Here is a 14,223-nt window from a genome sequence, read left to right as displayed (position 1 = left end):
GCCCATGACAGTCGACGGACGCGTCGCGCGGGGCGACCGGACCCGCACCGCCGCGCTGGACGCCGCCGTGGTCCTCGCCACCGAGGTCGGCCTGCACGGGCTCTCCCTCGCCCAGCTCGCTGACGCGCTCGGCGTCAGCAAGTCCGGCCTCTTCGCGCACTGGGGCTCCAAGGAGGCGCTCCAGCTCGCCACCGTCGACCGGGCGGTCGAGCAGCAGCGGGAACGGGTCATCGAGCCGGCCCTGCGCGCCCCCCGGGGCGTACGGCGGCTCTGGGCACTGCACCAGGCCCGGATCGACTTCTTCGCCGCCCGGGTGCTCCCCGGCGGCTGCTTCTTCGCCAGCGCCGACTTCGAGTACAACGCGCGCCCCGGCCCGGTCCGGGACCGGCTCGCCGAGGTGTTCGGCCGCTGGACCGCGTTCCTCGAACAGCTCGTCCGCGAGGCGGTCGCCGCCGGCGAGCTGCCCGCCGACGTGGACGTCGCACAGCTGGCGTACGAGATCGACGCGCTCGGGATCACCGCCGCGATGCGCTCCCGGCTGCTGGACCCCGACACCGCCTACCGGCACGCCCGCCAGGGCCTGCTGAACCGACTGCGGGCACTGTGCCCCGATCCGACCCTGCTACCGGAAGGCCTCTCATGAGCCACGCCATCGTCGACCAGCCCGCCGTCGAGTTCGGTCACGTCGCGCACGTCGCGGTGCACTTCGACGACCTCGACGCGTTCGGCCTCCTGCACAACGCCCGGTACGCGGTGCTGCTCGAACGGGCCCTGACCGGGTACTGGGCGGACCACGGTGTCGCGTTCCAGGCCGGCCAGCAGAGCGCACCGGACGTGTTCCACGCCGTCCGCGAGTTCACCATCACCTACCGGGCCCCGGTCACCGGGACCGGCCCCGTGGCGGTGCACTTCTGGCTCGACCACTTCGGCACCAGCAGCGCCCGGTACGCCTACCGGTTCCACTCAGTCGACGGACGCATCGTGCACGCGGAGGGCCAGCGGTCGATCGTCCGGGTCGACCCGGCGACCCTGCGCCCCGCCCCCTGGACCGACACCGCCCGCGCGGTGGCCGCGACCCTGCTCCGGCCCGCCCCGGCCGACGCCTGAGCCCGGTCACCGGCCCGTCCCCCGCGGCCCGGGCGGCCTGCCCGAGAGGAGTGAGGAAGGGGCCATTCCTGTACCGCAGACGTCAGGAAGGCGCCCTTCCTCACACCCGGAAGAAGGCGCGCAGGATGGCGGCGCTCTCCGACTCCAGGATGCCGCCGTAGACCTCCGGCCGGTGGTTGAGCCGGCGGTCACGCAGCACGTCCCACAGCGACCCGGCGGCCCCGGTCTTGGGCTCCCAGGCGCCGAAGACCACGGTGGACACCCGGGCCAGCACCAGCGCGCCCGCGCACATCGTGCAGGGTTCCAGGGTGACGACCAGGGTGCAGCCGTCGAGCCGCCAGCGGCCGAGCCGTCCGGCGGCCCGGCGCAGCGCCAGCACCTCGGCGTGCGCGGTCGGGTCGCCGGTCAGTTCCCGCTCGTTGCGCCCGATCGCCAGTTCGGCACCGTCCGGCCCGTAGAGCACGGCGCCGACCGGGATGTCGTCGGCGGCGTCGGGGCCCGCGTCCGCGGGGCTGTCGGGGCCGGTCACGGCGACCGCCAGGGCCCGCCGCATCCACAGCTCGTGCCGCTGCCGCCGGCCGGCGCCGTCCGGCTCGGCCAGCCCCTCGTGGGCGCCGGGCCCGACCCGGCCCGCCGCGCCCGGGGTCGGCTGACCGGGGCGTACGGTGCCCAGCGCCGGATCGGTGGCGTCGGCCGGCTCGGCGCCGCCCGTACCGGCCCGGCCCGGCCCGGACGGCTCAGACCTCACGCAGTTCCTCGACCTCGTCGGCGCAGCCGAGCACCTGGCACACCTCGGCGGTGACGTCGGCCGGCATCATGCCCTCCTGCGCGCAGAGGTTGAGCAGCTTCTGCGCGGGGATGCCCAGGTCGGCCAGGAGGTCCGCCTCGCCGACCGGGTCGGCCTCGGGGTCGACGGCGGGCTGCTCGGTGTCGTCGTCGCCGCGGCCGGACGGGCGCGGTTCGTCGGTGTCGTCGAGCCCGGTCACCGAGGTCTTCAGGTCCCCAACCAGCAGGGCGCCCAGCCGGGACTCCTCCGCGTAGGCCGAGTCGGAGCCGAAGACCCGCAGGTCCTCCCCCTCGTCCAGGCGCAGGACCACCAGGTACGTGTCGTCGGCCTCGACGAAGAGCAGCGACAGGTCGGCGTCGGGGTCGACGTCGCGCAGCCGGTCGGCGACGTCCTCGATGTCGGTGACCCCCCGCAGGTTCACCTCGGCGGCCGTCCAACCGCTGTCGTCACGTACGACGGCCGCAGCGAAGTACGACACGGTTCCCCCAAAAGAGCCTCGGCAGGCCGACCCGTTACGCGTGCACGTTAGCCGGTCGGGTCGGCAGTCGACCGGTCAACGCCCCGAAGGGCCGGTCAATCCTGGGGAAAGTCTGCCGGTCGTCAGCCGGCGACCCGGCGGCGGGTGGCGATCAGCTCCCGCAGGCGCTCGCTGCGCACCCGCTGCGGCCGTACGCGCTGGCGTACCGCCCGGGCGCCCGCCAACTCGGCGAGGAGCTGCTGGCGACGGCGGCTGCGCTCGGGATCGAGCCGCGGAGTGGTCCAGGCCATAACGCCGAGGGTGCCGAGTTCGGGCGGCCACGTCAAGGCAGGATTCGCTGCGCAGCCGGCCCGCGACGCAGCGCAGCCACGGGCCCGCCGGAACGGGTGCCGCCAGGCGGGTCGCGGGACGGGCCGGACCGGGCTCACCAGAGCGGCCAGTCCCCGCTCGACACCCACCGCACCGTGACGATGGCGGCGGCGATGCTCCACCCGCCGGCGGTGACGATCGCGATGCCGGTGGCCACGCCCCGGTCGCCCGCGCGGACCAGCAGCAGCGCGGCCAGCCAGGCCAGGCCGCCGGCCAGCAGCGTCCACCAGGCGTACCCGGGCACGCCGCGGCCGAGCAGGCCGAACAGGAGCAGCCAGACGGTCGCCACGGCGGCGCCGGACGCGACGCCCGCGCCGGTGACCGGGTGCGGTTCGCGGTAGGTGGGCTGGGACGGCGGCGTGGACGGGAAGAGCCCCGAGGGGACCCGTGGCGCCGGCCGGAACCCGGCGTCCGGCTCGGGCGGGAAGGCGTACCGTCCGGTCGTCATCGACCCCTCCCCTTCTGCCGCGCACCTCCACCACCGTACCGACTCTGCGAGGATGACCGGATGCCCTCGCCGACGATCGGACGCCGCGCGCGTCCGGCGTACCCGGTCCTGCTGGTGCTGGTGCCGGTGCTGGCCGCCGGCTGCGCGACGACGCGGCCCGGGACGACGCCCGGCGCACCCCGGCCGAGCCTGCCGGCGACGGCCGGGCAGCCCGCGCCGCCGGCCGTCACCCCGACCGGCGCTCCCAGCCCGACCGGCGCCGCCGCCCCGACCGGCCCGTCGACCGCGCCGACCCGCGCCGGGCTGCCGCACGTCTTTCCGGTACGCGCGGCGAACGTCGCCTACCACCCGACCCACTCGGCCTATCCGGGGACGGACATCTTCGCCGACTGTGGCGAGCCGGTCGTGGCGGTGACCGACGGCGTCCTCCTCGAGGTCAGCCGGGTCGACCGGTTCGACAGGCGCGGGCCGCGGGGGCCGCACAACGGCGGGCTGTCGGTGTCGCTGCTCGGCGACGACGGGGTGCGCTACTACGGCTCCCACCTGCGCCGCGTCGCCGACGGCATCGACGTCGGGGTGCGGGTGCGCGCCGGGCAGCGGCTCGGCGAGGTGGGCCGGACCGGTAACGCGAACAACGTGTGCCACCTGCACTTCGGCATCTCCCCGCCGTGCACGGGCCGGGACGGCTGGTGGATCCGCCGGGGCGTGGTCTGGCCGGCGCCGTACCTGAACTCGTGGCGGCGCAAGGGCAACAAGGAACCGGCCGCCGAGGTGGCCGCCTGGCACCGCCGACACGGCTGCCCGAAGGCCCCGCCGACCGCCTGACGACCCGCTCCGGTTTGTCGTCATCAGCGCTTCATCGCTGGGAAACATTGACGGAAGTCTCGACGCTGGGCTAGCGTCCCGTCGCAAGAGAGCGCTCTCTGAGACCACTTTCCACACAATTCGCTCGCAGAACGCGCCCGTCCCCGACCGGCGCCCCCCGACCGGAGGCACTGTGACACCTCCTGCGACACGCCGCACCTGGGCCGTGGCGGCCACCTCCGCCCTGGCCCTCGCCCTCGGCGGCCTCGCCGTCGTGACCACCACCCCCGCCCAGGCCGCCACCGTCGGCGCCGGCAGCTACACCACCGACCGCGTGGGCCCCCTGCCCACCGGCTGCGGAGACATGACCACCAACCCCCGGCAGTTCGCCACCGCCGACGCGCCCCCCGGGCCGGTACCCACCAACGACTGGTGGTCGTCGCTGCTGTGGAAGCGGACCAACTGCTCCTACAGCGAGCCGCTGCACGCGCACCCGGCCTCCTACCAGCCGGCCGGCGACGGCCTCGGGATCTCGGCCACCTCCACCCCGACGATCAGCGGCACCGCGACCGGCGTCGGCGAGTTCAAGTACACGTACTCCGAGGACATCCGGGTCGGCATCGCGGGGCTGAGTGCCCCGGTCGTCAAGGTCGACGGCTGGACCGACTGGACGGTCACCCCGCACTGGACCGACGGCGCCCGGACCATGCGCGCCACCATCGGCCACGGACTTCCGTTCGCATACTTCCGCACCAGCGGCGGCAACGCCCTGGTCAACGCCACCGGCGGCAGCCCCACGGTCTGGTCGAACAGCGGCGCCACGATCGGCTTCACCGTCCGGGGGCACGACTACGTGGCGTACGCGCCCACCGGCGCCACCTGGACCGTCAGCGGTGGACGGATCACCTCCACCCTGGCCGGCAAGGGCTACTTCTCCGTCGCCCTGCTGCCCACCACCCCGAGCACCGACGCCGCCACCCGCACCGGGCTGGCCACCACCTACGGCCAGTACGCCCACGCCCACGTCACCGGCACCCGGGTCTCGTACGCCTACGACCAGGCGACCAGCACCGTCAACACCACGTACGCGTTCACCACGACCGCCCGGGAGGGCACGGCGAACCGGACGGTCGTCAGCCTCTACCCGCACCAGTGGCGGTCGCTGACCGGCGCCACCCCGCTGGCGCTCACCTACCCGTCGGCGCGCGGCCGGATGAAGGTGCTCACCGGCGTCGACGCGTTCCGCACCTCGATGAAGTTCAACGGCGTACTGCCGGAGGTTCCCGCCGTCGCCACCGGCACCGGGGCGGACCTGACGACGCTGCGCAACCACCTGGCGGCGGTCCGGGGCAACCCGATGGACCAGCGCGGCACCGACACCTACTGGACGGGCAAGGGCCTGGGCCGGGCCGCCCGGATCGCCGAGATCGCCGACCAGGTCGGCGACGCCGAGACGCGTACCGCCGCGCTGAACGCCATCCGGGGCACCCTCAACGACTGGCTCACCGCCACGCCCGGGGAGACCGAGGGCGTCTTCCACTACGACCGCAACTGGGGAACCCTGATCGGCTACCCGGCCTCCTACGGCTCCGACCAGGAACTCAACGACCACCACTTCCACTACGGCTACTACATCGCCGCCGCCGCCACGCTGGCCAAGTTCGACCCGACCTGGGCCCGGCAGGACCAGTACGGCGGCATGATCGACCTGCTGATCCGGGACGCGAACAACTACGACCGCACGGACAACCGCTTCCCGTACCTGCGCGACTTCGACATCTACGCCGGGCACGACTGGGCCGCCGGGCACGGCTCGTTCAACGCCGGCAACAACCAGGAGTCCTCGTCCGAGGGGATGAACTTCGCCAACGCCCTCATCCAGTGGGGTCAGGCGACCGGCAACACCGCCGTACGCGACGCCGGCATCTTCATCCACACCACCCAGGCCGCGGCGATCCACGAGTACTGGTTCGACGTGACGAACGAGAACTACCCGGCGGCGTTCGGGCACTCCACGGTCGGCATGGTCTGGGGTGACGGCGGCGCGTACGCCACCTGGTTCAGCGCCGACCCGGAGATGATCCAGGGCATCAACATGCTCCCGGTCACGGGCGGGCACCTCTACCTCGGGCAGTACCCGGCGTCCAACCGCGCCAACTACCAGGAACTGGTGCGCAACAACGGCGGCGAACCGACGGTGTGGCAGGACATCCTCTGGCAGTTCCTGGCGCTCGGCGACCCGGACGCGGCGCTGGCGAAGCTCCGCGCGAACCCCGGGTACACGCCGGAGGAGGGCGAGAGCCGGGCGCACACCTTCCACTGGATCCGCAACCTCGCGGCCCTCGGGACGGTGCACACCCCGGTCACGGCCAACCACCCGCTGGCGGCGGTGTTCCAGCGCAACGGCGCGCGCACCTACGTGGCGAGCAACATCACCGCCGCGCCGCTGACGGTCACGTTCTCCGACGGCACCCGGCTCGCCGTGCCCGCCGGAAAGACGGCCACCAGCGGGGCGTACACCTGGAGCGGCGGCACCGCGACCGGCGGGGTCAGCGGCACGACGCCGCCCACGACCGCCCCGCCGACGACCCCGCCGCCCACCACGGCCCCGCCGACGACCCCGCCGCCCACCACCCCGCCGCCGTCGTCGGACTTCCCCACCCGGTACCTGCTGCCGGGTGGCGGGCTGGCCGCGGCCGGCAGCCCGACGACCGCCACGGTGGCCGGCGCGGGCGGCGCGAACCGCGACGGCACGCCGACCAACCCGCAGGTGTTCACCGCCACGGGCCTGGATCTGGCGTACGGCGGCGGGCAGACCACGTTCGACCTGTTCCTCGATGCCGGCAACGCGGTCGGCAACGGGGTGCAGGTGCGGGTCTCCTACGACCTGACCGGCAACGGCAGCTGGGAGCGGGTGGAGACGTACCGCTACTTCGCCACCGACCCGGTTCCCGGGTACGAGCGCTACACCCAGCAGAGCGGCCTGCACTCCGCCACCGGCGCCCTCGGCAACCTGTCGAACGGCACCGTGCGGGTGGAGGTCTGGTCGGCGATCGGCAACAACCCGACCACCCTCGGCATCGGCGACAGGTCGCTGGTGAAGCTGCCGCACTCCTGATTCCATGGCTCTCCGCTGATTCCATGGCCCTCCGCGCCGTCGGTCGTCCCGCGACCGGCGGCGCGGAGGCGTATTTTCCATGGCATGAGCGCCCGGGACCCCATCGCCGACCTGCGCCGGATCGCCTTCCTCCTGGAGCGGGCGAACGAGGCGACCTACCGGGTCCGGGCGTTCCGCTCGGCGGCCACGGCCCTCGCCGCGCTGCCGGGGAGGGAACTGGCCGAGCGGGCCCGCACCGGCAAGCTCACCGAGCTGTCCGGGGTCGGCGACGTCACCGCCCGCTGCGTGGCCGAGTCGCTCGCCGGCGAGGAGCCGGTCTACCTGCGGCGGCTGCTCGCCACGGAGGGCACGGACCTGGACGAGGCGGCCACCGCGCTGCGTGCCGCGCTGCGCGGTGACTGCCACACCCACTCCGACTGGTCCGACGGCGGCTCACCCATCGAGGAGATGGCGCTCGCGGCGGTCGAGCTGGGCCACGAGTACGTGGTGCTGACCGACCACTCGCCCCGGCTGAAGGTGGCCCGTGGCCTGACCGCCGACCGGCTGCGCAAGCAGCTCGACCACGTGGCGAAGGTCAACGAGGCGCTGCCGGAGGGCTTCCGGATCCTGACCGGCATCGAGGTGGACATCCTCGCCGACGGGTCGCTCGACCAGGACGAGAAGCTGCTGGCCCGCCTCGACGTGGTGGTCGGCTCGGTGCACAGCGGCCTGAACGACGACCGGGCGAAGATGACCCGGCGGATGCTGACCGCGATCGCGAACCCGCACCTGGACATCCTCGGCCACTGCACCGGGCGGATGGTGGCGTCCCGGCCCGCCGGGGTGAAGGGGCCGGGCGACCGGGCGCACCGGCCGCGTACCCGGGCGGAGAGCGACTTCGACGCCGACGCCGTCTTCGCCGCCTGCGCCGAGCACGGGGTGGCCGTCGAGATCAACTCGCGGCCGGAGCGGCAGGACCCGCCGAAGCGGCTGATCCGCCGGGCGCTGGAGGCGGGCTGCGACTTCGCCGTCAACACCGACGCGCACGCCCCCGGGCAGCTCGACTGGCAGCGGTTCGGCTGCGAGCGCGCCGCCCTGTGCGGGGTGCCCGCCGACCGGGTGGTCAACACCTGGGACGCCGACCGGCTGGTCGACTGGGCCCGCTCCGCCCGCTGACGTCCTGGCTGCTCGCCTGGCGCACCGGGCCCTCGCCTCGCCTGGCGGACCGGGCCCCCGCGGCAACACGCCGCCGACCAGGGGATGACACCACGGACGCTGTCGAGCTGCCCCGTTCATGAGACCGCATCACACGGACGCCGGTGGCCGCCGGGCGCGGCCACCACACGCGCCGGCCTTCACAAGCGCCGGCCATCACAAGTGCCGGCCATCACAGGCGGCCCGGCCGAACAGGCGGCCCGGCCGTCACTGACGGGCGGCGGAGCGGTGACCGCGCCTGGACGGGTGCGAAGCGGCAGCGGGTGGGGCGACGAGCCGCGCTGCTCCTGAAGGTCGCCGGCCCACGGCATGTCCCGCCACGTTCACGAGTGGAACACCATGGGTGTCAAAGGCGGGCGTTGACACCCATGGTGTTCCACCCGTCAGCCGGGCGACCGGGCGGCAGCCGGACGACCGGGCGAAGGGCGGCAGCCGGGCGACCGGGCGGGCGACCGGGCGACGGGCGGCAGGCGGCAGGCGGCGCCGGGCGGCAGGCGGCAGGCGGCGCCGGGCGGCCTGGCGAAGGGCGACCTGGCGAAGGGCGACCTGGCGAAGGGCGACCGGGCGACGGGCGAAGGGCGGGCGACGGGCGGGAGCGCTCAGCGGCGGGCAGCCGGCACGGACGGCGCGGCCTGCGCGGCGACGCCGGACGGCGCGACGACAGCGGCAGGCGCATCGGCATCGGCCGTGGTCGACTCGATCACGCCGGCGGGGGCGGACGGCTCGGTGGGGTCAGCGGGTGCGGGCCGGCGGCGGCCGATCAGGCCCTGCGAGACGGCGACGCCGGACAGCACGATGAGCGCGCCCACCGGCTGGTGCCAGGTGAGCCGCTCGTCGAGGGCCAGGGCGCCGATCAGCACCGCGAACACCGGCACCAGGTAGGTCACGGTGGAGGCGGTGCTCGCCCCGGCGACCCGGATGTTGCGCAGGTTGATGACGAAGGCGAGGCCGGTGCCGAGCGCACCGAGCGCGAGCACGCTGGCGAGCACCTCGGCCGAGAGGCCGGTCGGGGCGGGCGGCGCCCCGGCAACCAACGGCGCGACGACCGCGAGCTGGGCGGTCGCGACCAGGAGCTGTGCCGCCGAGAGCGAGAGCCCGGAGTGCGCGCTGCCCGCGACGAACTTCTTCTGGTACGGGATGGCGACGCCGTAGCAGGCGGCCGCGCCCAGGCACATGAGCTGCCCGGTGAAGTGGGCGCCGCCCACGCCCTGCCAGACCCCGAGCACCACCAGCACCCCGGCGAAGCCCAGCGCCATCCCGACTGCCCGGCGCGTGGTGAGCCGCTCGGTGCGGAACACCAGCACGGCCAACGGCAGCACGATGAGCGGGGTGGTGGCGTTCCAGATGCCCGCGAGCATCGACTCGACGCGCTGCTCGCCGTAGCCGAAGAGGGTGAACGGCACGGCGACGCCGAACGCGGCGGCCACGGTCAGGTGTGCCCAGACCCGGGGCTCGGCGGGCAGGCGGTCGCGGAGCACGGCGAGCACCAGCAGCAGGGTCACCGCGCCGGCGGCGACCCGGTAGAGGGTGAGGTGTAGTGGATGCAGCTCCCCGATGCCGATCTTGATGAACAGAAAGCTGGAGCCCCAGATGGCCGCCAGCGCCAGGAACCCGGGCAGCCAGCTCCGCAGCGCCGCGCGGTCAGGAGTGGAATCCACTGTCACCCCTGACACTCTGCCGCAGCCGTACGACGAAGTCCCGCGACTTCTTCCACGCCGTGTCGACCACCACAGAAACGCCTACGCTGTTGACGCGTTGACCACCCCGAGGAGGTGCACGCCGTGGCGATGCCGATGCGTTTCGACCCGCTCGTCGACCTCGACGGCATGTGGACGACCCAGTTCGCCGACCGGTACCTCCCGTTGCCGGGGCTGCCCGATGCGCGCTACGAGTGCATCGACGGGAGGTTGGTCATGACGCCCGCCGAGGTCGGCACGAACAGCTACGGCGAGATAAAGCTCGCCCGTCTGCTGTCACCCGCCGCAGAGACCCACGGGTTCTACGTGTTCGGGCAGGTGAATCTGACCTTCTCGCCGCGGCGCTGGATCCAGCCCGACATCACCGTCCTGCACGCGCTGCCGAAGACCGACGAGGAGGACCGGTGGATCCCGGCCCACCTCTGCACGATGGCGTGGAGTTCGTCTCGCCCGGCAGCCGCCGGCAGGACTTCGTCGACAAGCCGATGCGGTGCGCGGAGGGACGGGTGCCGTACTTCCTGCGGGTCGAACTCTCCCGCCGGCTGGGGCATGCCCAGGCGGAGCTCTTCGCCCTCGGCAAGTTCGGCGGTTACGACACCGTCGCCAAGGCGGTCGGCGGTCGGCGGCTCTCGGCCGACCTGCCGTTCCCGATCGACTTCGATCCCGCCGACCTGCTGCCCTGAACACGCAGAACGCGTTCGACAACTCGACGGTGCCCTCACGTAGGGTCGCAGCGTGGGACGAATCGATGACCTCGCGAACCGCTACGTGGCCGAGTGGGCGCCGCTGAGCCCGATCGGCGCCACCTATGTCGGCATTGCCGGCTACGACGACCAGCTCGACGACCTGTCGCCCGACGGGTACACGGCCCGCGCGGAGCTGATCCGACGGACGCTGACCGACCTGGAGGTGACCGAGCCGGAGTCGGAGTTGGAGCGGACCGCCAAGGACGCCATGCAGGAGCGGCTCGGCCTCGACCTCGCCCGCTACGACGCCGGCGAGGCGAGCAGCGAGGTCAACGTGATCTCCAGCGGCCTGCACGAGGTCCGCATGGTCTTCGACCTGATGCCGACCGAGGGCGACGACGCCAAGGCCCACGTGGCGGCCCGGCTCAACCGCTTCGCGAGCACCCTGGAGGGCTACAAGGCGACGCTGCGCGAGGCGGCCGCCGCCGGCCACGTCAGTGCCCGGGTCCAGCTCGTCGAGGTCGCCAAGCAGTGCGACATCTGGGTCGACCCGGACGGCGACAACTTCTTCCACGGGCTGGTCGAGCGGCTGGGCGCCGACGGCACCCTCGGCGCCGAGCTGCGTCGGGGTGCGGCGGCGGCCACGGCGGCGACGGCCGAGTTCGGCCAGTTCCTCCGCACCGAGATGGCTCCGCTCGGCCGGGAGAAGCAGGCCGCGGGTCGCGAGCGCTACGAGCTGGCCTCGCAGTACTTCCTCGGCGCCAGGGTCGACCTCGACGAGACGTACGCCTGGGGGTTCGAGGAACTGGCCCGGCTGGAGGCCGACATGCGCGCGGTGGCCGGCCGGATCGTCAGCCCCGGCGCCACCATCGACGAGGCGGTCGAGGCGCTGGACACCGACCCGGCCCGGACGATCCGGGGCAAGGAGGCGTTCCGGGACTGGATGCAGGCGCTCGCCGACAAGGCCATCGGCGACCTGCACGGCACCCACTTCGACATCCCGGAGCAGGTACGCCGCATCGAGTGCTGCCTCGCCCCGACCAGCGACGGCGCGATCTACTACACCGGCCCGAGCGAGGACTTCTCCCGCCCCGGGCGGATGTGGTGGGCGGTGCCGCAGGGCGTCACCGACTTCTCCACCTGGCGCGAGGTGACCACCGTCTTCCACGAGGGCGTGCCGGGTCACCACCTCCAGGTCGCGCAGACGGCCGTCCGGGCCGAGCTGCTCAACCGCTGGCAGCGCCTGCTCTGCTGGGTCTCCGGGCACGGCGAGGGCTGGGCGCTCTACGCGGAGCGGCTGATGGACGAGCTGGGTTACCTGGAGGACCCGGGCGACAAGCTCGGCATGCTCGACGGGCAGGCGTTCCGGGCCGCCCGGGTGATCGTCGACATCGGCATGCACCTGGAGTTGGAGATCCCGAAGGACAACCCGTTCGGCTTCCACCCCGGCGAGCGCTGGACGCCGGAGCTGGGCTGGGAGTTCATGCGGGCGCACTGCCGGGTGCCGGAGGAGAACCTGCGTTTCGAGCTGAACCGCTACCTGGGCTGGCCGGGGCAGGCCCCCTCCTACAAGGTGGGCGAGCGGATCTGGCTCCAGGCCCGTGACGAGGCGAAGGCCCGCAAGGGCGCCGACTTCGACCTCAAGGAGTTTCACCGGCAGGCGCTCGACCTCGGCTCGCTGGGGCTCGACCCGCTGCGCAAGGCGCTCGCCCGCATCTGAGGTCGGCGGTGCGGGGCCGGCGGGACACCGGCCCCGCACCGTCGGTGGTGGTGGAGTGAGGTCAGGAGAGGGTCAGCTTCAACGCCGGCGTGGCGGTCAGCGTGTCGCTGCTGACGAACGCCAGTTCCATGACCGGCTCGGTGAAGGTGATCGGAACGGGTGACGTGATCGGCAGCCCGTCGGGGAACGGCAGGCCCGGGGTCAGCGTGATCTTGACGCCGAGCAGCCGCCCGACGAACCGGGTGGCGTAGAACGCGACGTCCCCCTGCACCGTCAGCCGGTCCGCGGCGAACCGCATCGTCCGGCCGGCCGGCGCGGGCGCACGGAGCAGGAAATCGTCGGTGTCCGCGCGGTCCATGGTGAACTTCAGTGCCTTCAGGCTCCCGTCGGCGGTGGGCAGGTCGACGATGCCCTCGAACCGCAGCCCGTCCATGGTCACCTTCGAACCGGTGAGCTTCGACGGGACCGCCGCCACCACCGGCTGTCCCGGGTCGGCTGCGATCCGGGGCAGTGGTCTGCCCGCCGCCACCTGCCCGGGTCGGCTCGGCGTCGGGCTGGCCGGGGCGCACCCCCGGCCGGGCACCGCCGGCCGCCCCGTGGCCGAGGCTGTGGGACGGACGCTCGGCGCGACCGTGGGACGGACGCTCGAGGTGGCCGTGGGACGGACGCTCGGCGCGGTCGTGGGACGGACGCTCGGCGTGACCGTGGGACGGACGCTCGGCGCGGTCGATGGCGTCGCCCGGCGGGCCACCTCCTCGTCGTCGCGCCGGCCGCGATCGAAGAGGTCACCGATGCCGTCGAGGGTGTCGCGGACGGCGTCGCCTCCGCCGCCCGTCGACGGGAACGGGCCGGGGGCGGTCGGGGTCGGCGTCGCGCCCGGCGTCCCGGTCGGGGCCGGCAACGCGCCCGGCGTGCCGCTCGGCGCGGGTCGCGTTCCGCCCGGCGTGCCGCTCGGCGCGGGTCGCGTTCCGCCCGGCGTGCCGCTCGGGGCCGGCTGCGTTCCGCCCTGGCCGGGAACTGTGGTGGGGCAGGCGGCAGTCGGCGGCGCCACGGCGCGCACCGGCGTCGGGCCGGGCGCGGCGAGCGCCACGGCGGCGGCAAGGCCGAGCAGCACCGGCAGCACCACGTACGGACGGAGGTCGCGCGGCCTGGCGTCGTACTGCATCGGCTCGGCCGCCGGCATGGCATTGGCAGGCCTCGTGCCGATAGGCAGGGCGCCGGTTGGCTCGGCGGGCACCGGCACGGCGGACAAGGTGGGGCTGCCGAGCGACATCTGAGTGGTACCGAAGATCTCCAGATCGGCCAGCGCGGTCAGCAGGCCGCCCCGGAACGGTCGCACCCGCCGCCAGCGGCGGAAGCCGTGCCACGCCTCGCGGAACCGGCCGCGCCACACGGGCTGCGGATCGTCGGTCGTCACGTACGCCTCCTGGCGGGCCAGAGGGGACGGAGCTGGAACGGGCCCACGGAGCACAACCGCCGCGGTCCCGGAATCCAGGTCAGAAGAGCGTGGCGCTGCGGATGCCCGAGACCGCCACGGGGTCCGTCGTCCCGTCGGACACCAGCAGCGCGGCGAAGCGCCGCCACCGGTGGCCGCCCTGGTCGTCGAACCGGTCCTGCACGGTTCCTCCCCTCAGGGATGTCGCGCGGGTCGCCGGTCGACCGGCGACGGCCCCACACCGGGCTGCCACAGTTACCGGCGAGTAGGGAACTGGGACGATGATGCCGCGCGAAGACGCAGGCCACAAGGCCCGGATCGCCGGCCGCCACAGCCAAGGTCACGCGGAGTAGTGAGCCAGCGTGACCGGGCCCCTGACC

At 73.9% G+C, this 14,223-nt stretch carries 14 protein-coding genes and 1 pseudogene; 8 read left to right on the top strand and 7 right to left on the bottom strand.

Annotated elements, in window-relative coordinates:
* Positions 1–4: 4 nt before the first annotated feature.
* Both ABZ573_RS28835 and ABZ573_RS28830 read left to right on the top strand, forming a co-directional pair.
* Complete coding sequence (locus ABZ573_RS28835; protein WP_151457421.1) at positions 5–643, top strand: TetR/AcrR family transcriptional regulator; 639 nt, start codon at positions 5–7, stop codon at positions 641–643.
* On the top strand, positions 640–1,107 hold the full coding sequence (locus ABZ573_RS28830) for a thioesterase family protein (RefSeq protein WP_358122182.1): 468 nt from the start codon (positions 640–642) through the stop codon (positions 1,105–1,107). Before ABZ573_RS28835 ends, ABZ573_RS28830 begins: the two co-directional genes overlap by 4 nt.
* A 100-nt stretch (positions 1,108–1,207) precedes the next feature.
* Here ABZ573_RS28830 and ABZ573_RS28825 read toward each other — a convergent pair whose 3' ends face one another.
* The 4 genes from ABZ573_RS28825 to ABZ573_RS28810 form a co-directional block, all read right to left on the bottom strand.
* A complete protein-coding gene (locus tag ABZ573_RS28825; RefSeq protein WP_327031117.1) occupies positions 1,208–1,660 on the bottom strand; it encodes a nucleoside deaminase in 453 nt (150 codons plus the stop codon).
* Between the two features lie 184 nt (positions 1,661–1,844).
* On the bottom strand, positions 1,845–2,372 hold the full coding sequence (locus tag ABZ573_RS28820) for a tRNA adenosine deaminase-associated protein (RefSeq protein ID WP_358122180.1): 528 nt from the start codon (positions 2,370–2,372) through the stop codon (positions 1,845–1,847).
* A 122-nt stretch (positions 2,373–2,494) separates the two neighbouring features.
* The gene (locus tag ABZ573_RS28815) at positions 2,495–2,662 is read right to left on the bottom strand and encodes a hypothetical protein (RefSeq protein ID WP_165947875.1); all 168 of its coding nucleotides are present in this window, start codon (positions 2,660–2,662) and stop codon (positions 2,495–2,497) included.
* Positions 2,663–2,796: 134 nt separating this feature from the next.
* On the bottom strand, positions 2,797–3,189 hold the full coding sequence (locus ABZ573_RS28810) for a hypothetical protein (protein WP_151457442.1): 393 nt from the start codon (positions 3,187–3,189) through the stop codon (positions 2,797–2,799).
* A 60-nt stretch (positions 3,190–3,249) separates the two neighbouring features.
* On the opposite strand from ABZ573_RS28810, the gene ABZ573_RS28805 reads away from it, so the two are divergent.
* From ABZ573_RS28805 to ABZ573_RS28795, 3 genes are all read left to right on the top strand, one after another.
* A complete protein-coding gene (locus ABZ573_RS28805; RefSeq protein WP_151457441.1) occupies positions 3,250–4,014 on the top strand; it encodes a M23 family metallopeptidase in 765 nt (254 codons plus the stop codon).
* 172 nt (positions 4,015–4,186) lie between these two features.
* Positions 4,187–7,111, top strand: a complete 2,925-nt coding sequence (locus tag ABZ573_RS28800; RefSeq protein ID WP_358122178.1) for a glycosyl hydrolase — start codon at positions 4,187–4,189, stop codon at positions 7,109–7,111.
* 84 nt (positions 7,112–7,195) lie between these two features.
* Positions 7,196–8,266 carry a PHP domain-containing protein gene (locus tag ABZ573_RS28795; protein ID WP_151454832.1) on the top strand — a complete coding sequence of 357 codons (1,071 nt, stop codon included), beginning with the start codon at positions 7,196–7,198 and terminating at the stop codon, positions 8,264–8,266.
* A gap of 638 nt (positions 8,267–8,904) precedes the next feature.
* Here the strand turns inward: ABZ573_RS28795 and ABZ573_RS28790 are convergent.
* Positions 8,905–9,969 carry a DMT family transporter gene (locus ABZ573_RS28790; RefSeq protein ID WP_358122176.1) on the bottom strand — a complete coding sequence of 355 codons (1,065 nt, stop codon included), beginning with the start codon at positions 9,967–9,969 and terminating at the stop codon, positions 8,905–8,907.
* A gap of 123 nt (positions 9,970–10,092) precedes the next feature.
* On the opposite strand from ABZ573_RS28790, the pseudogene ABZ573_RS28785 reads away from it, so the two are divergent.
* The 3 genes and pseudogenes from ABZ573_RS28785 to ABZ573_RS28775 form a co-directional block, all read left to right on the top strand.
* A pseudogene (locus ABZ573_RS28785) lies at positions 10,093–10,383 on the top strand (Uma2 family endonuclease); the annotation flags it as partial.
* Positions 10,384–10,406: 23 nt separating this feature from the next.
* Positions 10,407–10,685 carry a hypothetical protein gene (locus tag ABZ573_RS28780; protein WP_358122211.1) on the top strand — a complete coding sequence of 93 codons (279 nt, stop codon included), beginning with the start codon at positions 10,407–10,409 and terminating at the stop codon, positions 10,683–10,685.
* 52 nt (positions 10,686–10,737) lie between these two features.
* Complete coding sequence (locus tag ABZ573_RS28775; RefSeq protein ID WP_358122174.1) at positions 10,738–12,408, top strand: DUF885 domain-containing protein; 1,671 nt, start codon at positions 10,738–10,740, stop codon at positions 12,406–12,408.
* Between the two features lie 61 nt (positions 12,409–12,469).
* Here the strand turns inward: ABZ573_RS28775 and ABZ573_RS28770 are convergent, their stop codons facing one another.
* Both ABZ573_RS28770 and ABZ573_RS28765 read right to left on the bottom strand, forming a co-directional pair.
* Positions 12,470–13,825: a hypothetical protein gene (locus tag ABZ573_RS28770; RefSeq protein ID WP_358122172.1), complete on the bottom strand. Its 1,356-nt coding sequence runs from the start codon at positions 13,823–13,825 to the stop codon at positions 12,470–12,472.
* A gap of 79 nt (positions 13,826–13,904) precedes the next feature.
* Positions 13,905–14,027 (bottom strand): hypothetical protein, encoded by a 123-nt coding sequence (locus ABZ573_RS28765; protein WP_255474753.1) that lies wholly within the window; start codon positions 14,025–14,027, stop codon positions 13,905–13,907.
* Positions 14,028–14,223 lie beyond the last annotated feature (196 nt).

Source organism: Micromonospora sp. NPDC007220 (assembly GCF_040634035.1).
GTDB lineage: Bacteria > Actinomycetota > Actinomycetes > Mycobacteriales > Micromonosporaceae > Micromonospora > Micromonospora reichwaldensis.
This window is presented reverse-complemented; position numbering and strand designations above follow the sequence as displayed.

Coding starts and splice junctions, on each gene's coding strand:
- ABZ573_RS28795 (WP_151454832.1), top strand. CDS start 7,196: ATGAGCGCCCGGGACCCCATCGCCGACCTGCGCCGGATCGCCTTCCTC.
- ABZ573_RS28805 (WP_151457441.1), top strand. CDS start 3,250: ATGCCCTCGCCGACGATCGGACGCCGCGCGCGTCCGGCGTACCCGGTC.
- ABZ573_RS28825 (WP_327031117.1), bottom strand. CDS start 1,660: ATGCGGCGGGCCCTGGCGGTCGCCGTGACCGGCCCCGACAGCCCCGCG.
- ABZ573_RS28815 (WP_165947875.1), bottom strand. CDS start 2,662: ATGGCCTGGACCACTCCGCGGCTCGATCCCGAGCGCAGCCGCCGTCGC.
- ABZ573_RS28830 (WP_358122182.1), top strand. CDS start 640: ATGAGCCACGCCATCGTCGACCAGCCCGCCGTCGAGTTCGGTCACGTC.
- ABZ573_RS28810 (WP_151457442.1), bottom strand. CDS start 3,189: ATGACGACCGGACGGTACGCCTTCCCGCCCGAGCCGGACGCCGGGTTC.
- ABZ573_RS28835 (WP_151457421.1), top strand. CDS start 5: ATGACAGTCGACGGACGCGTCGCGCGGGGCGACCGGACCCGCACCGCC.